Below are 19,403 nucleotides of genomic sequence, written 5' to 3'. Positions count from 1 at the left end.
TTCGCACCGTCGTACTCGTACACTGACGTTATCGATTCCCTTCACGCCACCTCGATGACGACTTCACACCCCACGGCGCTTCTCGCCACCGCATCCGCGCCCACCATCGACCGGCGCGTCGACACACTCGACTGGCGCCGGATCGAGCTGGACCTCGATCAATACGGCTGCGCGGCCGTGCCGCAACTCGTCACGGCGTACGAGTGCGATGCGCTCGCGGCGCTTTATTCGCGCGACGGTCTTTATCGTAGCCGTATCGTGATGGGCCGTCATGGTTTTGGCCGCGGCGAATACAAGTACTTCGCCTATCCGCTGCCGCACATCATCGGTGAATTGCGCGGCGCGATCTATCCGCATCTCGTGCCGGTCGCGAACCGCTGGAACCAGGCGATGGGTATCGACGTGCGTTATCCGCCGCAGCACGCCGATTTCATTCGACGTTGCCATTACGCGGGCCAGGTGCGTCCGACGCCGCTGATCCTGCAATACGGCGAGGGCGATTACAACTGCCTGCATCAGGACCTATACGGCGAACACGTGTTTCCGCTGCAGGTTGCGATCCTCTTGTCGGAACCGGGGCGCGACTTTACCGGCGGGGAGTTCGTGATGACGGAGCAGCGGCCGCGCATGCAGTCGCGTGCCGAAGTCGTGCCGCTCGCCCAGGGCGATGCAGTGGTGTTCACCGTCAACAGCCGGCCCGTGCAAGGCGCGCGCGGCCCGTATCGCGTGAATTTGCGTCATGGTGTGAGCCGTCTGCGTTCGGGACACCGGCACACGGTAGGCATCATCTTTCACGACGCGCTATGACGGCCATGGCGCGACGACGCACTCCATGAGACGATAAGGGCCACGATTCCAGCGTTTCTTCGCGGCACTCGAAAGCCGCGCCACGTCCCATGGAAAACCTGCTCAAGAAACTCGACCTCACTTCGCTGCGCCTGTTCGTCGCCGTCTGCCAGGAGCGCAACATCGCGCGCGCGGCAGAGCGCGAGTTCATTGCGTCGTCGGCGGTGAGCCGGCGCATTGCGGAGATCGAGGCCGTGATCGGTCTGCCGGTCATTCAACGGCAATCGCGCGGCATTACCGTGACGCCGGTCGGCGAGACCGTGCTGCGCTACGCGCTGGCGATCATCGGCAATATCGAACAGATGAGCGCCGAGTTGTCGCGCTTTTCATCGGGGGCGAAAGGGCGCGTGCGCGTGGTGGCGAATCTTTCGTCGATCGTGCAGTTTTTGCCCGAAGACGTTGCCGCATTCGGCCGCGCGTTTCCCGACGTGTCGATCGAACTCGAAGAGGAAAACAGCGCGGACGTCCTGCGTATTGTCGACGAACACGGCGCGGACTTCGGCATCTGTAATCCGGTCGCGGGCAGCGAAGCGTTCGAGCAGGCACCGTATCGGCAGGATCGGCTCGCGGTGCTGGTGCCCGGCGCTCATCGGCTTGCGAGCGCGTCGCGCGTGGCGTTCGACGATCTGCTGCACGACAGCTTCGTCGGCCTGCGCAGCGAAAGCGCGTTGACACGTCTGCTGACGCAGCAGGCGGCGAATGCGAACCGGCAACTCGACGTGCGGATTCGCGTGAGCAGTCTCGACGCGCTGTGCCGGATGGTCCACGCGGGTCTCGGCATTGCGGTCGTGCCGGAGCCGGTCGGCCTGCTCTACGTGAATACGCTCGACGTGCGGCTGCTGGCATTGAGCAATGCGTGGGCCGAGCGCCATCTCATCATGATCTTCAGGGCACGCGAGCAATTGAGTGCGAGCGCGGCGGCATTGGTCGCGTTTCTCGGCGATCAGGCCTGGTCAGGCGGCCGTCGGCGCAGTGGTGGCACAGGGGAGACCTCGTCGGAATCGGCGCTATGAAAATGATGGGTTTTGACGTGCGATTCGCATATGGCGATCCACTGACAGACCGATAGCCATGTCTATTCATTTTGGAATATTGAGTGAATATTTCGAAAGTCGTATTCCTTTATGTTCACTACAATAGTGTCGGCCAACGTGACTGCGCTATACGCTTGCGTTGAACCTTGTATCGAAAAGGAACACGGAATAGCTATGGTGAGGCTGGTACTACTCCTTCTTGGTGTGGCGTATCTGCGCAGACGTGCCCGCATGATTTTCCTGATCGGGTTGATCTGGATCATTGCGGGCCTGGCCATCTTTATCGACGTGATTCTCGGTGTGCACCAGTTTCCGATTATCTTTTTCGCGTGGCTGTTTCTGGCGGAAGGGCTCGCAACGCTCGCGGTCGCCTGGACCGGCGTGGGCGGACAGCGAGCGCTACGGTACGTCAAGGGCTTTGCCGTCGTAGGAGCGGCCGGACTGATCTTTGCCGGGCATCATCACGGAAATTTCATTCTGTCGATGATCTTCGGCACGCTCTTTCTCGTCGATGGACTTCTGCAATGCATAGCGGGCTGGGTTGTCCGCTATCGCCGCTGGAAGATCGCATTTTCGTGGGGCGTGGTTGAAATTCTCATTGCCGTTTTCTTCTACCAGCCCTATCCGACTCATTACGTTGGCACTTTGCCGTATGCCTTGAGCCTGTTCCTGTTCTTCGGCGGATTGAACATGATCTCGCTGGCATTCCGTGTGCGGCGCCTTGCCAGCAATCCCGCACTGCGTCGTTCGCAGCGCTCCGCGCTACTGCCCGATGTCGATGCGAACGCGGACAGCCGCGTTTTCGATCGCACCGAGTGGGATGGGCCGCCCGAGGATGAGGAGCGCGCCCTGACGGTTCATGTTTGGACCCCCTCAGGATCATCGCGGGCGCCGGCGCAGCGTCATCCGGTGATTGACCGCTATATCGCCGCGGTCGACGCCAATGGCGTGATCTCGACCGGCCACGCGGCACTCGAATCGCCCGAAGGTATCTACATCAGTCTCTACCCCGGTGTCGAAATCGATCGTTCACCTGACGAGTTCGGCCGTATCCTGCGGGCCAGCGCTGAGAACGACGTCCCCGGCCTGTTTCAGCCCGACTATGCGACCGAATCGAAGGCATGGTGTCCTTCGACCGTTCGCGTGCGGATTCGAAATTACGATGCGGCTAAACTTCAAACGTTTTGGGAAAGCTACCGGCGCGATACCAATTACAACCTGACCCACCGGAATTGTTCGAGCAGCGTTTCGTATGCGCTCGAAGCGGCACTGGACGGGGCAGTGGGCCGGTTGCGCGGCGATCGCACGGGCTGGGGTGCGTTCCTTCGCGTACTCGTCACGCCGGAACTCTGGGTGGCGGCGCAGATCCGCAAACGTGCGGTCACGATGGCCTGGACGCCAGGTCTGACGCTCGATTACGCCCGGGCGCTGAGCATGCTCGCCGACCCGCGTCCGTTTGCGTGGTGGAAGGCTACCCGGATCGCGGTCGGCAAGCTATTCGATCAGAAAAGGGCATGGCGCGAGCAGGATACGTCCCGCTGAGGCGGCACGCCGCCGAGCCCTCGCGAAACGAGACGGCAGCGTTGCTACACCGGCACTTCGGCATCGACCTTGCGCGCCGTATAGTGAGCGCAAGGAGAATGCATTCATGAACGATACGATTCGTCTGGACGGCCGCGTGTTGTACCTGTCGCAAGATCCGTCGGTGATCGATGCGCAGCTTGCCGGCCGGAATTTCACGCGCGCGAGCGCCGGCCCGTTGCGCGACAACGTCTCCACCGACGAGATCACGCCCGTCACCGTCATGCTCACGTACGACGAGCGCCTCGGCCAATACCCCTACGTCGGCTTCAAGGCGGGCGAGCGTCTGCCGATCGGCCGCAACGCGGTGAAGGACGGCGGCTTCCAGGTCACGGTGGCGGGCAAGCGCTACGGCAAGGGGTCGTCGCGCGAATCGAGTCCGCTCGCGGAGTTGTCGGCGGGTATCCGGCTTATCGTCGCGGAGAGCTTCGAGCGCATCTATCAGCAGAATTGCGACAACATCGGCATTCTGACCACGACCGATTTCTCGGTGCTCGACCGGCTGCTCGCGGGCGAGTCGATTGCGATCGACGAATTTCTCAAGGGACGCGACGCGCTCACGCAGCAGATCATTCGCAGCGGCGGCCTGCTCGCATACAGCAGATTCGCGGACTGGCCCGCGCCGGGCCAGCGCGACGGCAGCGCCGCGAGCGGGGCGGCAAACGATGAGGCAAGCGAAGAGACAAGCGCCGAACCGAAGACGCTGGCCGAGAAAATCATCGACCGTCATCTGCATCCGGGCACGGCCAGCGCCCGGCGCGGCGACGGCGTATTCATCGCGGCCGACTGGCGCTTCAGCCACGACTACTTCACCGGCATGTGCGCGCATCTGATGCATCGTGCGTTCGGTAAGCCCGCGCCGCTCCACGCGCCCGATCACATCATCGCGTTCCAGGATCACCTCGTGCTCGCGCCGCAAAGCATTCCGCACGTGCGCGATGGCCTGTTGCCTGGCGTCGCGAATCTGATGGCAGGGCACACCTCGTTCTCGCGAGACTATCCGGTGCGCTCGCACGGCTCGCTTGATGACAGGTTCGATGGCGCGCCCGGCTCCGAGGGCATCTGTCATGCGCTGATGGCCGAGCAATACGCGTTGCCGGGGCAGGTCGCGTGCGGTACCGATTCGCACACGCCGCATTCGGGCGCGCTCGGTTGCCTCGCGTTCGGCGCGGGGGCGACGGAAATCGCCAATAGCTGGGTGACGGGCTACGTGCGCTGCAAGGTGCCGGAAACGCTGCGCATCGAGATCGACGGCCATTTGCGCGATGGCGTGACCGCCAAGGACGTCGTGCTGCATCTGCTGCATAGGGACGCGATCCGCTCGGGCGGCGCGATCGGCCTCGTGTTCGAATACGGCGGCGCGGCCGTGCGCGCGATGTCGATCGACGAACGCGCGACGCTGACCAATATGGTCGCGGAACTGGGCGGCTTTACCGGCATCGTCGAGCCGGACGAGCGCACGGTCGCGTTCCTGAAGGAACGCCGCGGCATCGATTTCGTACTGGAAAGCTGGATGAAAAGCGACGCGGGCGCGACCTATCGCGACACGATCCGCATCGACGCGAGCCGCATCGAGCCGATGCTCGCGCGTCCCGGCGACCCCGGCAATGGCGTGCCCGCGCGGCAACTGGGCGAAGACGTCGCAATCGATATCGCGTACGGCGGTTCGTGTACCGCGGGCAAGCGCGAGGACTTCGATTTCTATCACGACGTGCTACGTTGGGGTGTGCAGCACGGCATGCGCGTGCCTGAGGGCACGCGGCTCTATCTGCAATTCGGCACGATGGCGGTACGCGCGTATTGCGAGGAACAGGGCTATCTGCCGGTGTTCGAACGCGCGGGCGTGACGCTCGTAATGCCCGGTTGCGGCTCGTGCGCGAACTGCGGGCCGGGACAATCGGCGCATGCGGGCGACGTGACGATCAGCGCGATCAACCGCAATTTCCCGGGCCGTTCGGGGCCGGGCGAGGTGTGGCTGGCGAGCCCCTACACGGTTGCGGCCAGCGCGCTGGCCGGAAAAATCACGAGCTTCGAACAATTGAAGCGCGCGCACGGCTAGAATGCAGGCCGGACTCCGGCCAGGCCGTATCGAGGTGCGTGCGACGCGCGACAGAATGCAGGGCCGGCAGCGAAGCGGTTCCAACGCGGTCTAGGCGAGCCCCGTTGTCTTGCCGGACAGGCGGCCGTCATGACAGTCGCAACACCTGGAGACATACAACATGACATCCCCCGATCAACTCGCATTTCTGCAGGCTGGCCCGACTACCAAGCGTGCGGTTCCAACGACCGTCGAGCAGCCATACTTCGATACGATGCTCGCGCAACCTGCCTTTACTCCCGGTACGTGCGCAAATATTCTGGCGTTCGGCGGCGTCGCCGATGGTGTGACAGACAATCTCACTGCCTTCAACGCAGCAGTGCAGGCATCACAGACCGCATGCCAGTTCACGGGCTCGATTTCCGGTACGACGCTCACGGTGACGGATGTGATCATTGGTAATCTCGTCGTAGGCCACACGCTTTTCGGTACGGGAGTCACGGCTGCAACGACGATCACCGCGCTTGTGACTGGCACTGGGGGTATCGGTACCTATACGGTTAGCACATCGCAAACAGTTGCTAGTGAATCGATGGGCTCAGGGTTCGCTGGCCGCATTTGCGTCTACTTCCCGCCCGGGAAGTACTTTTTCTCCGGCACCGCCGTAGTGACGATTCCGACATCACCGGGCGCTGTGACGATTCAGGGCGCCGGCTCGGAAGTAACCGAATTGACCTTCGGAAACACGGCCGCCCCCGGCATCCAGATCAATTACCACGATCATTTCAGTTGTGCCCACATTCGTGGAATGACGTTCACTGCGCGCGCGGCGCTCGCCGGCTATGGCATCCATGTCGTTCAGACTGCATCATCGACGGCTGGCTCCGGCGGCTATCCGCTGACGGATATTACCGACTGCGTGTTCCGTGGCGCTGACGGCTGGAACGAAATTTACTGCTGGTCGTCAGGGGTTCACGTCAACGGCGTCTCGAACATTAACTTCGAGAACTGCACCTTTTACGGGCCGACTGGCACACCAAGCGGCATCGGCATCTATCTCGATTTCGCGCCCGACACGACGATTATTCCTGTCGTCTACAACATTATCGGGTGCAGTTTCACGCACCTGAATGTTGGCTTGCAGTACGGTGGGAACTGTCAGGGTGTGACTGTCAATTACAGCAATTTCACCGCCAATTTCTACGGCATTCAGATTCCTGCATCTGCTTCCAATGTCGACCAGCTTTCGGTGTCGACGTGCCAGATGAACAACATCGGCTACTCGATCGAGACGCTTGAACCGTGTCAGTCGGTGACGATCGTCAACAACCTCTTCCTCGTCGAGAACAACTCCGCTGCGATCAACCTGTTCGGGGCCGCTCAATTCTCTATCACCGGAAACATCTTTGCGCCGTCTACAGAACCGCCGACGAATCAGACCGGTATCGTGATCGGTGCCTACAACCAAGGCTCTGGCGTGATCACCGGGAATCAATTCGACGTTCTGAATCTCGGCATCAATCTTCAGGCCGGATCAGGGCGCGTAAACGTTCAATCGAATTCGTATTCACCGACTATCGGTGGGACAGTTCTCAACAACGGGATCGGCAATACGATCGGCGGCGGTTCTCAATAACGGGGTAATCGTGAATAACCACCACACAGCCGTGGTGGCGGAAGTTCATGTTTTTCCATCGTGGATATCTTTCGTGGCGGGATATTCATCGAGTCGCCAGTCAATCACATGCCAAGATAGTAGCGCCAAAGCAGTGTGGAAGCGGTCATAAATACGCTTGCGGCCGTGAATATGCCGCAGGCGATAGTTCCGGCCACGATACGCCTGTCATCCTGAGCGCGGCTACCGATTGCATAGGCAATCAGGAAAGCAGGGCCGATAAAGTACCGGCCCTGCACACCTTCGATGTAGCGGGCGGGTTGCTCCGTCCATGTGATGAGCATGGCGACAAATGCAAGACCAATCGCCAGAACGGCGCATAGAATTGGCAACCAGCGCGCTAACCGGTTCACTCCAGCCGAAAAGGAAATTGCTGCAGTCACAATAAGCGCAGCGGCCGAAAGTGCATAAATAGTATGAGGCATCGGCGTGTCAAGCCAGCCCAGCATGCCGACGAATGACTTCCAATAGAAGTCCAAATGGTTCATGTCAGTGAGCGTTCGGACGAACACCGCAGCCAGTTGTATCGGATGATGCGCATACATCGACACAACCTGACCGGTCGTCATTGTACGAACATGTGCCATGTTCACTACGCCAAGCGCTTGCAGAATCCAGGCAAGTGCTCCTAGAGAGGCTATCCCCGTCACAATCAGTGCGCGCCTGTTCTTTCTGATCCAGAAGACAGAAGCCGGGAGAATCACCATCGGGAAAAACTGAGGTCGGCTCGACACCACGAAGAACGTCGAGATAATCAGTGCCGCGCCCATCCAGACCGGAAACTCTTTTTCCCTCTCAAGGCCGCGCCGGAACAGGCTACCTGCCAGAATCAGCCATGCTATCGACAATCCATCTTGCGTTGCGCTAGCTGCCTGAAACATGGTCATCGGCAGGGCAAGCAGGCATATCACGAGCGCATTCGGCGGAAATATCTGGAAGGCCAAAGCCAGTAACGCAGCAATGGTAATGAGCGTGACGGCCCGGGAGAGCCGGTAAGAGGCGCCGATATTAAGATTGAGTGTTTTCCCGATACGTAGCCCCACGGCCTGAGGGATATAGGCGAGTGGGAAATAGGGCGCGGCGTTGGGAATGACCTGAAAGGTTTCTGTACGCGACCACCTGATTTCGCTGGCGTTGTGTACCGTCTCTGGTGAGAGCGTCTTGTGCGGCTGGTTTGCGACCGCGTTAAGGTACGTCGCCATGAATGTATTTAGACCATCATCAATCTCACCGCCTGTCGATTGACCGGGAGGGGTATGTACGCTCAGTCCTCTGGACAGCAGGTAGGCACGTTTCAGATGGTCTGCCTCATCGGGCGATTGCATTGGAGGGATGATTGCAGACAGGATGCTGCCGATAACCACGATCGCAAAAAAGACCATCAAGCTTTGTTTTAAGTTATGCATGGCCGGGAAATTATTCGTGTTGGAATGGTTGGCAAGGTACAAGGCATGATAACTCATGGCATAGTTGGGACATTGGCGCCCGACGCCTGTGAAGCGATGGATGGCGATAGCCGCCACAATAACAAAATGCAGTCCGGCACGATGACGGTGCGCGCGTATTGCGAGGAGCAGGGCTATCTGCCGGTGTTCGAGCGCGCTGGCCGGAAAAATCACGAGCTTCGAACAATTGAAGCGCGCGCACGGCTAGAATGCAGGCCGGACTCCGGCCAGGCCGTATCGAGGTGCGTGCGACGCGCGACAGAACGCAGGGCCGGCAGCGAAGCGGTCCCAACGCGGTCTAGGCAAGCCCCGTTGTCTTGCCGGACAGGCGGCCGTCATGACAGTCGCAACACCTGGAGACATACAACATGACATCCCCCGATCAAGCGGGGTCCGTCGCGCGCAGCGACGGCAACGCGGCGCATGCCGGCAGCGCCGCCGAGCGCATCGCGCCTCAGGCGGACGACGCAAACCATGCCGCGCCGCTCGACGCCGGCAGCATTTCCGCGCGCCTCGACCGGCTGCCCGCCACGCGCTCGATCTGGAAGCTCGTGGTGCTGCTGAGCCTCGGCTTCTTCTTCGAGCTTTACGATCTGCTGTATTCCGGCTATGTCGCGCCGGGTCTCGTCAAAAGTGGAATCCTGAGCGCGACCACGCATGGCCTGTTCGGCTCGACCGGCGTCGCGAGCTTTATCGCGGCGCTGTTCAGCGGGCTGTTTATCGGCACGATCGCATGCGGTTTTCTCGCGGATCGCTTCGGGCGCCGCGCCGTGTTCACGTATTCGCTGCTGTGGTACACGGTGGCCAATGTCGTGATGGCGTTCCAGGACACCGCGACGGGCCTCAATTTCTGGCGCTTCGTGGCCGGTGTGGGCATCGGCGTTGAACTCGTGACGATCGGCACATACATCTCCGAACTCGTACCCAAGCAGATTCGCGGCCGCGCATTCGCCTGCGAGCAGGCGGTCGGCTTCACGGCCGTGCCGGTGGTCGCGTTTCTCTCGTTCCTGCTGGTGCCGCGCACGCTGTTCGGTCTCGACGGCTGGCGCTGGGTCGCGCTGATCGGTGCGCACGGCGCGCTGTTCGTCTGGTGGATTCGCCGCGCCTTGCCGGAAAGTCCGCGCTGGCTCGCGCAGCAGGGACGCCTCGCCGAGGCGGAGCGCGTGATGAGCGCGCTCGAAGCGGCCGTGCGCCGCGAATACGGCCGCGAGTTGCCGCCGCCCGCGCCGCCGGTGCCGGTCGCGCCGCGCGGCAGCTTCCGCGATATGTGGGTGCCGCCGTATCGCAGCCGCACGCTGATGATGACGATCTTCAACATCTTCCAGACGGTCGGCTTCTACGGCTTCGCAAACTGGGTGCCGACCTTGCTGATCAAGCAGGGCATCACGATTACGACGAGTCTCATGTATTCGAGCGTGATCGCGCTGGCGGCGCCGCTCGGGCCCGTGATCGGCCTCTTTATCGGCGACCGTTTCGAGCGCAAGACCGTGATCGTCGTGATGGCCGGCGTGAACATCGTGTGCGGCTTGTGGTTCAGCCAGGCATCGGGCGCGGTGCTGCTCGTGAGCCTCGGCGTGTGCCTGACGCTTGCGGGCAACATCATTTCGTACAGCTATCATGCGTATCAGTCGGAGCTGTTTCCGACCAGCATCCGGGCGCGCGCGGTGGGCTTCGTATATTCGTGGAGCCGTTTTTCCGCGATTTTCACGGCCTTTCTGATCGCGGCGGTGTTGCGCTACTTCGGCACGACGGGCGTGTTCGTGTTCATCGCCGGGGCGATGCTGATCGTGATGCTCGCGATCGGTTTGATGGGACCGCGTACGAATGGGCTCGAACTGGAGAAGATCTCGAAGTAGCGTCGGCCGAACCCGGCCATTCCACGCGGTTTTTTCCGCTTGCTTCAGCGCTGCCGCCGGTCACGGTTGTTCACCAAAACGTGTATTTGCACATCGACGAAGTTGCGTAAGATGTGCGAAGCACTTTGAAACAACATGCCGGCGCGATGCGTGTGTTTTTGCGCCGCCAACCTGAAAACACCCGAGAGAAGCCGCATGAACACGAACGGGACGAGCAGTATGATCGGCGCGGCGCTGGTCGCGCTCATCGCAAGTTGCGCGAGCTATGCGAATGCCGGTGAGGTCATGAGCGCACCGGCCGGCGAGGCCGCGCACATGATGACGGTCTCGGCCTCGCCGCCCGGACGCAGGTCGGACGACGCGATCATTCTCGACGTGCGCCGCGCCCTCAGGCGCGTACCGGATCTCGACGATTCGGGGATTCGCATCAGGGCGCGTCGCGGTGTCGTCACGCTCACGGGGACCGTGCCCGAAAGCTGGCAGATCTCGCGCGCGGGCAACGCGGCACGCTCGGTGCGCGGAGTCACCGGCGTGTCGAACCGGTTGACGGAGCGCAAGAAGAATATGGCGGCCATCGGGCAAGGTCACGCGTCATTGGCTGGATAGGTTCGTCGCGGGTTGTGGATGTCGTGTTGCGGTAGTGCGTTCTGCCGCAACACGACGCGTACTGTTCTTTCGGGCAGCGGCGTCCGGCCACGGCAATACGAAATACGCTCACTGCCAACGGCGCGGAATGCGCCGTTACCTGGCACACAGGCGGTGTCTTCGCGCATCGCTCATCTTTTTGCTACCCATGTCTCGCGTGTCTTCCCGACGCGCGCCAGTCAAACTCCCGACAAACCCCGATTGCGGCCGATGCCGCTGGCCATCGTGTTCGTGCGTACGATGGTCTCGAGCGCGCCTGTGCCGCTCGGCGATCCCTATGCGCTATATCCGGCCATGAGCACCGAGCGCACAAAAATTTCACCAATGGAGCCGCGGAGCAATCATCGCGTCATTCTGCCCGCCTATCATGGCGAGCAGATCGCGTCGATCGATCAGACCAGAACGCCGCTAGCGGTAGTCGATACCGTGGCGTTTTCGTTCGACGCCGCGCCTGTCCCGCTGTTCGACGAAGCGGGCGGCGCGCCTCTCTCACGCCGCATCGCGAACGCGCATGGCGGCTCGTCGAAACAAGGCTTGATGGAGAACCGCGTGGCTACACTCAAGGACGTCGCGGAACTGGCCGGCGTGGGCATGTCGACCGCCTCACGAGCCATTTCCGGCAAAGGACCGGTTTCAGCCGAAGCCGCCGCGCGCGTGAAAGCGGCCATCGAGACGCTGAACTTCCGCCCGTCGTCGATCGGCCGGGCGATGGCGACGCGGCAGCTCGGCATCATCGGTATTTTCGTGCCGACGTTTTTCGGTTCCTACTACGGCACGATCCTGAAGCAGACCGATACCGAACTGCGCGCGGTGCATCGCCACGTAGTGGTCGCGACTGGTTGCGGCGAGGGATCGCCGCGCGAGCAGGCGATCGAGGCGGTGCGCTTTCTGATCGGCCGCGATTGCGACGGCGTGGTCGTGATCAGCCACGACCTGCATGACGAAGACCTCATCATGCTGCATCGGATGCACCCGAAGATGGTGTTCCTCAATCGCGCGTTCGAGCAGTTGCCGGATGCGTCGTTCTGCGCGGACCACCGGCGCGGCGGCGAACTCGCGGCGCGCACGCTGCTCGATTTCGGCCATCGCGAGATCGGCGTGATTGCCGGGCCGGCTAGCGCGTCGGACAACGTGATGCGGATCGACGGCTTTTTCGCCGAACTCGCGCGCGCCGGCATTGCGCGCGAGGACGTCACGCTGATCGAATCGGACTTCTCGCCCGAAGGCGGTTATGCGGCCGCGCAGAAGCTGCTCGATACGAAGCGGCGCGTGACGGGCCTGTTCTGCGCAAACGACACGATGGCGGTGAGCGTGCTCGCGCGTTTTTACGAGGCGGGCATTTCGGTGCCGAACGATATCTCCGTGATCGGCTACGACGACGATTACTCGGCCCCTTATGCGGCGCCGGGGCTTACGTCGGTGCATATTCCGACCGCCGAGTTGACGCGCAACGCGGTGCGCTGGCTCATCAACGCGTGCTATCGCACCACCTGGGAGATTTTCCGCGAGTTTCCGGTCAGCGTGACGATGCGTGCGTCGGTGGGGCCCGCGCCGGATTCGAGGAAGACCTCGTGACGAGACTCCGTGTTTTCAGCGGGTCTCACGACCGGCCTCTTTAAGACAGTTGTAATACCGCGCAACAGTGCTTTGCGGTTTTCCCTCATTTAATTCGCGGACAAAACCCTTAAACTCTCCGGTAACAAGTTGTTACGGGGTGACCGTGATGTTGGCCGTCTTTCTGATCGCCTGTCCTTTCTGCATCGCTGCGTTGTTCGGTTTTGCACGCCATGTGGACCCGCAGACAGGGCAATTCAAACGTTAAATCTTCGGGCCGGTTCGGTTCGCGCGCGAGCCGTGAAGAACCGTGAAGCGCTTCGTTCCTGGTTAGGTTGTCGTCAGCTTCGCTAGCGGCGGAAGCTGGCTTTCTTTCGTTCTGCTTTCCTGTTTCCGGCTTCCCGGCCACCTGCCCGATCATTCGTCAGGTCTTGTCTTTGCGTGCCGGTTCAGGGCACGATGCGCGATAAGCTTTGTTTAGGGGCAGTATCGCGTATGCAAGAATTTCTGCAAAAAATAATGACGGTGCGCGTGAGCGTACTGAAGGGCGTTCTTCCGTTGAGCCGCGCCGCGGCGGCGCGCGATGCGCTGGCCGGCGTGCAGCTTGCGTCGATGGATATTCCGCAGGTGCTCGGCTATGCGCGCATCGCCGGCATGCCGGCCGTCGCCGGGCTTTACACCGCTTTCCTGCCGCTCCTCGCATTTGCGTTTTTCGGCGCCTCGCGGCATCTCGTCGTTGCCGCCGACTCCGCCACCGCGACCATTTTCGCGAGCCGCCTCTCGACCATGGCGCCCGCTTCGAGCGCCGAATACGCGGCACTCGCGGCGATGGTCGCCTTGCTGACCGCGGCGCTGCTGCTCATCGCGCGCATCTTCAAGCTCGGCTTTCTCGCCGATTTCCTCTCGCGTACCGTGCTGGTCGGCTTTCTCGCCGGGGTCGGCGTGCAGGTCGGCATTGCGATGCTCGGCGACATGCTCGGCGTGCCGGGACATGCCGCGAGCAGCGTCGACCAGTTGCTGCTGGTCGTGCGCGAAGCCGCGCAGATTCATCCCGCGACGCTGGCGATTTCGCTGCTGGTGGCCGCCACGATCCTGTTCTGCAAACGCTTCTGGCCGCGTCTGCCGGTGCCGCTGATCGCGGTCGTGGCGGGCATTGCCGCGAGCGACGTATTCGGTTTCGCGGCGCACGGCATCTCGATTCTCGGACCCGTGGCGGGCGGCTTGCCGCCGCTGCGCGTGCCGTCGGTGACGTGGCAGCAGATGCTCGATCTGCTGCCGGTGGCGGCGTCCTGCTTCGTGATGATCGTCGCGCAGAGCGCCGCCGCGAGCCGCGTGTTCGCCGAGCGTTATCACGAAACCGTCGACACCAACGCCGACCTGCTCGGCATCGCGGCCGCCAATGCGGTGGCGGCGTTCTCGGGCGCGTTCGTCGTCAACGGCAGTCCGACGCAGACCGCGATGGCCGATCGCGCGGGCACGCGCAGCCAGTTCGCGCAGCTCGTGTTCGCGGCCGTGGTCGTGGTGGTGCTGCTGTTTTTCAGCCGCTATCTGCAATATCTGCCGCACTGCATTCTCGCGAGCATCGTGTTTACGATCGCGGTCGGGCTCGTCAATCTGCCGGCGCTGTCCGCGATTCGCCGCGAGAGTCCCGGCGAATTCGCGCTCGCGGTGTTCACGGCGGCGGCCGTCGTGCTGATCGGCGTCGAGCACGGCATTCTGGTCGCGGTCGCCTTGTCGCTGCTGCGTCACGTGCGCCATAGCTACCGTCCGCACACGATGATGCTCGCGCCCAACGGCGACGGGCTGTGGGTGCCGGTGCCGGCCGTGCCCGGCACCGAGACCGCGCCGGGCCTGATCGTCTATCGCTTCGGCGCCGATCTGTTCTACGCGAACGACCACTTTTTCGTCGAGGACGTCAGCGGCCTGATCGGGCACGCGCCGAGCGCGGTGCGCTGGTTCGTCGTCGATGCGAGCGCGATCACCGATCTCGACTATTCGGCGGCGCGTTCGGTGGGCGAGTTGTGCGCGTCGCTCAAGCGCAGCGGCATCGACGTGATCTTCGCGCGCGTGAACCGCTATCTGCGTGCCGACATGGACCGGCACGGGATCACGCCGATCGTCGAGGAGCGCTGCATTTTCGGCACCTTGCACGAGGCGCTGCTGATGGCCGGCGTGGTAAATCCGCATGAGCAGATAAAGGGCGCGCCTTGACGGATGCCTGGGGCTCGTTCATGAAGCGCAATGAAGCGGATGTCGTGCCACGGACCTCGCCGGGCGCATGGGCGCGAAGCCGTGCCTGAAGACGAAGCTGCGATAATGGCCGCCTCACCGCGCCACCGGCGGCCAAGCCTTCATACCGCCGGCGGCGCACCCGGTAAGCCCATTCCGGCCGCGTACCCATTGCGGGCGGCCTCTACTCAATGCAGACGCACCGAATGACTACTTTCAGTTTTCTCGACGACTACAGCGAAGGCGCGCATCCCGACATACTGCGCGCGCTGAGCGAATCGAACTACGTCCAGCAGGCCGCATACGGAGAGGATGCGTACTGTGCCGAAGCCACCGCACGCATCAAGGCTCGCCTCGGCGACGGCTTCGACGGCGCGATCCACTACGTCGCGAGCGGCACGCTGGCGAACCTCGTGTCGATTGCCGCCTGCCTGCGTCCGCACGAAGCCGTCATCGCGGCGAACTCGGGACATATCGTCGGGCGGGAGGCCGGCGCGATCGAGGCGACGGGCCACAAGCTCATCACGATTCCCGGCGTTGACGGGAAGCTCACGCCGGAGCATATCGAGGCCGCGCTCGCCGGCAATGCGCATTTCCCGCACATGGCGAAGCCGCGCATGATCTATCTGTCGAACGCGACCGAAACGGGCACGCTCTACACGCTGGCGGAATTGCGGGCAATCTCGGCCCTCGCGAAACAGCGCGGCCTCCTGCTGTTTCTCGATGGCGCGCGCCTCGCGGCGGCGCTGGCCTCGGACCGCAACGACGCGACGCTGGCCGATATCGCCGCGCTCGCCGACATCTTCTGGATCGGCGGGACCAAGGTCGGCGCGCTGCTTGGCGAAGCGATCGTCGTATGCAATCCGGCCTTGAAAGAAGACTTCGCGTTCCACGTCAAGCAGCGGGGCGCCATGCTCGCGAAGGGCCGGGTCTTGGGCATCCAGTTTCAGGAACTGTTCGGCAACCACGATCTGTTCTTCGCCAACGCGCGGCACGCGAATGCGATGGCGAAGAAACTCGCCTCGGGGATCGTGGCGAACGGTCACGCGCTCCAGGCGGAAACGGTGACGAACCAGATATTCGCGATCCTGCCCGATCCGGTCATTGCCGCCTTGAAGCGCGACTTCGCGTTCTACGTGTGGGGCGCGGCGCATGACGGTCATTCGGTGGTGCGGATCGTCACGTCGTGGGCTACCGAAGAGCGTCAGGTCGATGCCTTCCTGAGCCGGCTGGCGTTGGGCTGAGCGCTGATCCTTGGATGCCGGGCGCGGCGCGGCATCTACCGCGGTGGTGCGCCGGCGTCGTCCGCGAAAAAATAGCCGATGAAAAAGCATAGGCCCGCGAGCGCGATGCCGAGCCCCGCGACCGTATAGGCGAGCCTCGCGCCGTGCCACAGGCTGTCGAACCATTGATGCAACTGCGCCATCAGCACCGCCGCATTGCCGCCGATCTGCTGCAATTCGATCTGGTAACGCGGATCGACGGCGCTGTACATCGCGACCGCGCTATCGGGCGGCGGCGCGCTCGCATGAATGAACGCTGCCGCGATCAGGCCGGCGAGCAGGATCGCCGCGCCGCTCGCATAGAGCCGCTTTTGCAGCGGCGAGCGTGCGGTCGCGGGGCTGGTTTCGTTGCCGCCGCCGCTGCCTTTGCCTTTACCACTGTCTTTGTGGTTGCCGTTCATCGTGCCTGTCCGCGTGCCTTGTCGTGGGCCATGCTGCGTGCCCTTCGTATCGCAATGGCGCCAGTATCGCAGAGCGGCGGCGCACGCCGAAGCGCGGGCTAGTTTTTCGACGTCAGCAGCTTGAGCCCCGCGATGCCGAACATGATCGCGAGCGAGCCGTCGAGCCAGCGCCGGATCGCCAGGTAGATGCGCCGTGCCGACGCCGTGGAAAACAGCACCGCGTAGCTCGCGAACACCGTCGTGCCGATCGCCATGCAGCCGAGCACGACCGGCAGCACGTGCGCCGCGCCGTGTACCGGCGACATCGCGAGCGAGACGATCGAGAGCCACACGAGCACCGCTTTCGGATTCGTGAGATGCAGCAGCAGACCGCGCAGATAGAGTCGCCCGAGCGGCTCGTCGGCCCGCGCGCCGCCCGCGAGCGGTTTGCCCGCGCCGAGCGCCGAGCGCGCCGATTTGAAGCCGAGCCACAGCAGATACAGTCCGCCCGCGATCCGGATCGCGACGAGGCATTGCGAGTAAGCGGCCAGCACCGCCGACAAGCCGAGTGATGCGAGCAACGCCCACGAGAACGAGCCCGATATCACACCGAGCGCGAACGTCAGCGCGGCGCGGCGGCCCGTGCTCATGGCGAGCGACATGATCGCGAGATTGCTCGGCCCGGGGCTCGCGGTGCCGACGAAATAGGCGCTGTAGGCGATCAGGACATCGGCGGTGAGCAGGGGGCTGGCGATCATGGCGGCGGGAGACGAGGGCGGATGGGGTACTTCACCTGATTCGGTGTCGGCAACGATTCTGCGCGCCGCTGCACGAAACTCACAGATACAGTTGCCCGCTCGCATGGCAGGACAATCGGCGCGCCGCGTGCGCGATGCACGGCGGCCGTGCTGGCCGTGCGTATTGGTGCGTATTGTGCACTATCGTGCGGCCGCTCAGCCACGCGTCCCGGCCGCTCCCGCCGCCCCCGCCGCTTCGGCAATACACTCCGCCAGCGCATCCGCCACCGCTTGCCGGCTATGCCGCGGACGCTGCACGAGACCGATCTCGCGCTGGAACGTCTGATCGCCGAGTTCGAGCGCGACGACGCTCGCGGGCCATTTGCCGAGCCCGGCCGTATCGGGAATCAGCGCGACGCCCATGCCGCGCGCGACCAGTTGCACGATCGCCTGCAATTCGTCGAGTTCGATCGCGTCGCGCACGGTCAGACGCGCGCGACGCAGAAAACGGTCGACGAGCCGCCCGCCGAACGAGGCGCGGTCGTAGCGGATAAACGGCTCGCTGCGTAGCAGCTCGCGCCACGAGCGTGCGCCGCGCGCGAGCTTTTTCGGCACGAGCAGCACGAACCGCTCGGCGACGAGCGTGCGCCATTCGAGTTCCGAGGGCAGCGCGAACGGCGGCTTGATGATGACGGCCAGATCGAGTTCGCCGGAATCCACCTGGCCGAGCAGGCCGAGCGATACGCCGGGCACCACGCGAATGCGCCAGCCGGGGCGGTCGTCGCGAAAGCGCGCGAGCGCGTCGGCGAGCAGCGACACCTGCACGGACGCGATCGCGCCGACCCGCAGCATGCCGCTTTCCGCCGCGCCCGCGCCGCGTTCGGCGAGCCGCGCGTAGAGCGTCATGATGTCTCCGGCGAGCGCGAGCGTTTCGCGGCCGGCCTCGTTGAGCGTCGCGGACCGGCCGGTGCGGTCGAACAGCGGGAAGCCCAGTTCCTGTTCGAGCCGCTGCATCTGCGCGCTCACGGCCGATTGCGTGAGGCCGATGCGCGCGCCCGCGCCGGAAAACGTGCCGTACTGGCTCACGGCGATGAAGGTCTTCAGTTCGCTCAGCATGTCGATTGATCGATTTTCGTGTTGGTCAGGTCAAATATATATCGTTTCTCAGCATTTTTATTCATGGTTAAACTTGGCCTCACGTGACGGGCTCGCGCGGGACGCGAGCCGTACCTCAACCCCACTTCACTTCAAGCCAGCGAGTTTTCCATCATGAGCGTTGCCGAAACCGTCTTGCCGCCGTTCCATCTGGCGTTTCCTGTGCATAGCCTCGCCGCCGCGCGCGAGTTTTACGGCGAACTGCTCGGTTGTCCGGAAGGACGCAGTTCGGACGCATGGGTCGATTTCAATTTCTACGGCCACCAGATCGTCGCCCACCTCGCGCCGGACGAAATCGGCCATCGCCACACGAGCGCGGTCGACGGCGACGCGGTGCCGGTGCGGCATTTCGGCGCGGTGCTGTCGATGGAGCAGTGGCAGGCCGCCGCGGACAAGCTGCAGAAGGCCGGCATCGAATTCATCATCGAGCCGCACGTGCGCTTCAAGGGCGAGGTCGGCGAGCAGGCCACGATGTTCTTCCTCGACCCGTCGGGCAATGCACTCGAATTCAAGGCGTTCGCCGACATGTCGTCGCTGTTCGCGCGGTAGGCGCCGGGTAACCGGTTGCGTTGACGCAGGAACGCCGGCCTTCGGGCCGGCGTTTTCGTTTGTGGCGGAGGGCTTTTCGCGCGACGTTTCGTACTGTTTCGCGACGTTTCGTGCAGGCGAGAACGAACGGGAAGAGCCTCACGCGGCGGTGCTGCCGCATATCGTGCGGTGGCGTCGGTTTGCGGCGGAATGTGCGCAATCCGAATGGATTTTGGAATTACGCACTCGATAAGCCTGAGGCGTAATTGTATCCAAGCGTAACTTCCCTATTGCCTGTACGGAAACGCCACAAGACGTTATTTTTCCGCCAGATTAACCAGATAGGGGGAATTGCTACGTAGAGGAAATAATGAGAAAGTAATATTTCGTTACACTAATAAAGCTATTTTAAAGAAT

15 protein-coding genes are annotated in these 19,403 nt (G+C 62.8%); 11 read left to right on the top strand and 4 right to left on the bottom strand.

Going from position 1 to position 19,403, the window contains the following annotated elements:
• Window positions 1-54 precede the first annotated feature (54 nt).
• The 5 genes from F3J20_RS08515 (at window position 55) to F3J20_RS08495 (ending at window position 7,135) form a co-directional block, all read left to right on the top strand.
• Window positions 55-807, top strand: a complete 753-nt coding sequence (locus F3J20_RS08515) for a 2OG-Fe(II) oxygenase (protein ID WP_167283105.1) — start codon at window positions 55-57, stop codon at window positions 805-807.
• 89 nt (window positions 808-896) lie between these two features.
• On the top strand, window positions 897-1,859 hold the full coding sequence (locus tag F3J20_RS08510) for a LysR family transcriptional regulator (RefSeq protein WP_240162734.1): 963 nt from the start codon (window positions 897-899) through the stop codon (window positions 1,857-1,859).
• Window positions 1,860-2,054: 195 nt separating this feature from the next.
• Window positions 2,055-3,422, top strand: a complete 1,368-nt coding sequence (locus F3J20_RS08505) for a DUF308 domain-containing protein (RefSeq protein WP_167043793.1) — start codon at window positions 2,055-2,057, stop codon at window positions 3,420-3,422.
• A gap of 106 nt (window positions 3,423-3,528) precedes the next feature.
• Window positions 3,529-5,520, top strand: coding sequence for an aconitase family protein (locus F3J20_RS08500; RefSeq protein ID WP_167283103.1), 1,992 nt, complete (start codon window positions 3,529-3,531; stop codon window positions 5,518-5,520).
• 160 nt (window positions 5,521-5,680) lie between these two features.
• On the top strand, window positions 5,681-7,135 hold the full coding sequence (locus F3J20_RS08495) for a right-handed parallel beta-helix repeat-containing protein (RefSeq protein ID WP_167283101.1): 1,455 nt from the start codon (window positions 5,681-5,683) through the stop codon (window positions 7,133-7,135).
• 104 nt (window positions 7,136-7,239) lie between these two features.
• On the opposite strand, the gene F3J20_RS08490 is transcribed toward F3J20_RS08495, so the two are convergent.
• Complete coding sequence (locus tag F3J20_RS08490; protein WP_167283099.1) at window positions 7,240-8,793, bottom strand: DUF2142 domain-containing protein; 1,554 nt, start codon at window positions 8,791-8,793, stop codon at window positions 7,240-7,242.
• Window positions 8,794-8,987: 194 nt separating this feature from the next.
• On the opposite strand from F3J20_RS08490, the gene F3J20_RS08485 reads away from it, so the two are divergent.
• From F3J20_RS08485 to F3J20_RS08465, 5 genes are all read left to right on the top strand, one after another.
• Entirely contained in the window at window positions 8,988-10,475 is a 1,488-nt protein-coding gene (locus F3J20_RS08485; RefSeq protein ID WP_167283097.1) for an MFS transporter, read from the top strand.
• Between the two features lie 195 nt (window positions 10,476-10,670).
• Complete coding sequence (locus tag F3J20_RS08480; RefSeq protein WP_167283096.1) at window positions 10,671-11,081, top strand: BON domain-containing protein; 411 nt, start codon at window positions 10,671-10,673, stop codon at window positions 11,079-11,081.
• 576 nt (window positions 11,082-11,657) lie between these two features.
• Window positions 11,658-12,695, top strand: a complete 1,038-nt coding sequence (locus F3J20_RS08475; protein ID WP_167043974.1) for a substrate-binding domain-containing protein — start codon at window positions 11,658-11,660, stop codon at window positions 12,693-12,695.
• A 498-nt stretch (window positions 12,696-13,193) separates the two neighbouring features.
• Window positions 13,194-14,885, top strand: a complete 1,692-nt coding sequence (locus F3J20_RS08470; protein WP_167283094.1) for a SulP family inorganic anion transporter — start codon at window positions 13,194-13,196, stop codon at window positions 14,883-14,885.
• A 224-nt stretch (window positions 14,886-15,109) separates the two neighbouring features.
• A complete protein-coding gene (locus F3J20_RS08465) occupies window positions 15,110-16,147 on the top strand; it encodes an aminotransferase class I/II-fold pyridoxal phosphate-dependent enzyme (protein WP_167283092.1) in 1,038 nt (345 codons plus the stop codon).
• 35 nt (window positions 16,148-16,182) lie between these two features.
• On the opposite strand, the gene F3J20_RS08460 is transcribed toward F3J20_RS08465, so the two are convergent.
• The 3 genes from F3J20_RS08460 to F3J20_RS08450 form a co-directional block, all read right to left on the bottom strand.
• Window positions 16,183-16,587, bottom strand: a complete 405-nt coding sequence (locus tag F3J20_RS08460; protein ID WP_240162733.1) for a hypothetical protein — start codon at window positions 16,585-16,587, stop codon at window positions 16,183-16,185.
• A gap of 98 nt (window positions 16,588-16,685) precedes the next feature.
• Window positions 16,686-17,324 carry a LysE family translocator gene (locus tag F3J20_RS08455; protein WP_167043807.1) on the bottom strand — a complete coding sequence of 213 codons (639 nt, stop codon included), beginning with the start codon at window positions 17,322-17,324 and terminating at the stop codon, window positions 16,686-16,688.
• 195 nt (window positions 17,325-17,519) lie between these two features.
• Window positions 17,520-18,419, bottom strand: a complete 900-nt coding sequence (locus F3J20_RS08450) for a LysR family transcriptional regulator (protein WP_167283090.1) — start codon at window positions 18,417-18,419, stop codon at window positions 17,520-17,522.
• Window positions 18,420-18,572: 153 nt separating this feature from the next.
• On the opposite strand from F3J20_RS08450, the gene F3J20_RS08445 reads away from it, so the two are divergent.
• Complete coding sequence (locus F3J20_RS08445; protein WP_167043815.1) at window positions 18,573-19,007, top strand: VOC family protein; 435 nt, start codon at window positions 18,573-18,575, stop codon at window positions 19,005-19,007.
• Window positions 19,008-19,403: the final 396 nt, after the last annotated feature.

The organism is Paraburkholderia sp. Cy-641 (assembly GCF_011752945.1).
GTDB lineage: Bacteria > Pseudomonadota > Gammaproteobacteria > Burkholderiales > Burkholderiaceae > Paraburkholderia.
The sequence above is the reverse complement of the archived record's forward strand: the minus strand, read 5'-3'. Positions and strand labels throughout refer to the sequence as shown.

Excerpts from the sequence above, each read along its gene's own strand:
- F3J20_RS08455 (WP_167043807.1), bottom strand. The coding sequence starts at position 17,324 with ATGATCGCCAGCCCCCTGCTCACCGCCGATGTCCTGATCGCCTACAGC.
- F3J20_RS08465 (WP_167283092.1), top strand. The coding sequence starts at position 15,110 with ATGACTACTTTCAGTTTTCTCGACGACTACAGCGAAGGCGCGCATCCC.
- F3J20_RS08450 (WP_167283090.1), bottom strand. The coding sequence starts at position 18,419 with ATGCTGAGCGAACTGAAGACCTTCATCGCCGTGAGCCAGTACGGCACG.
- F3J20_RS08505 (WP_167043793.1), top strand. The coding sequence starts at position 2,055 with ATGGTGAGGCTGGTACTACTCCTTCTTGGTGTGGCGTATCTGCGCAGA.
- F3J20_RS08445 (WP_167043815.1), top strand. The coding sequence starts at position 18,573 with ATGAGCGTTGCCGAAACCGTCTTGCCGCCGTTCCATCTGGCGTTTCCT.
- F3J20_RS08510 (WP_240162734.1), top strand. The coding sequence starts at position 897 with ATGGAAAACCTGCTCAAGAAACTCGACCTCACTTCGCTGCGCCTGTTC.
- F3J20_RS08475 (WP_167043974.1), top strand. The coding sequence starts at position 11,658 with ATGGAGAACCGCGTGGCTACACTCAAGGACGTCGCGGAACTGGCCGGC.
- F3J20_RS08470 (WP_167283094.1), top strand. The coding sequence starts at position 13,194 with ATGACGGTGCGCGTGAGCGTACTGAAGGGCGTTCTTCCGTTGAGCCGC.
- F3J20_RS08460 (WP_240162733.1), bottom strand. The coding sequence starts at position 16,587 with ATGAACGGCAACCACAAAGACAGTGGTAAAGGCAAAGGCAGCGGCGGC.
- F3J20_RS08515 (WP_167283105.1), top strand. The coding sequence starts at position 55 with ATGACGACTTCACACCCCACGGCGCTTCTCGCCACCGCATCCGCGCCC.
- F3J20_RS08495 (WP_167283101.1), top strand. The coding sequence starts at position 5,681 with ATGACATCCCCCGATCAACTCGCATTTCTGCAGGCTGGCCCGACTACC.
- F3J20_RS08480 (WP_167283096.1), top strand. The coding sequence starts at position 10,671 with ATGAACACGAACGGGACGAGCAGTATGATCGGCGCGGCGCTGGTCGCG.
- F3J20_RS08500 (WP_167283103.1), top strand. The coding sequence starts at position 3,529 with ATGAACGATACGATTCGTCTGGACGGCCGCGTGTTGTACCTGTCGCAA.
- F3J20_RS08485 (WP_167283097.1), top strand. The coding sequence starts at position 8,988 with ATGACATCCCCCGATCAAGCGGGGTCCGTCGCGCGCAGCGACGGCAAC.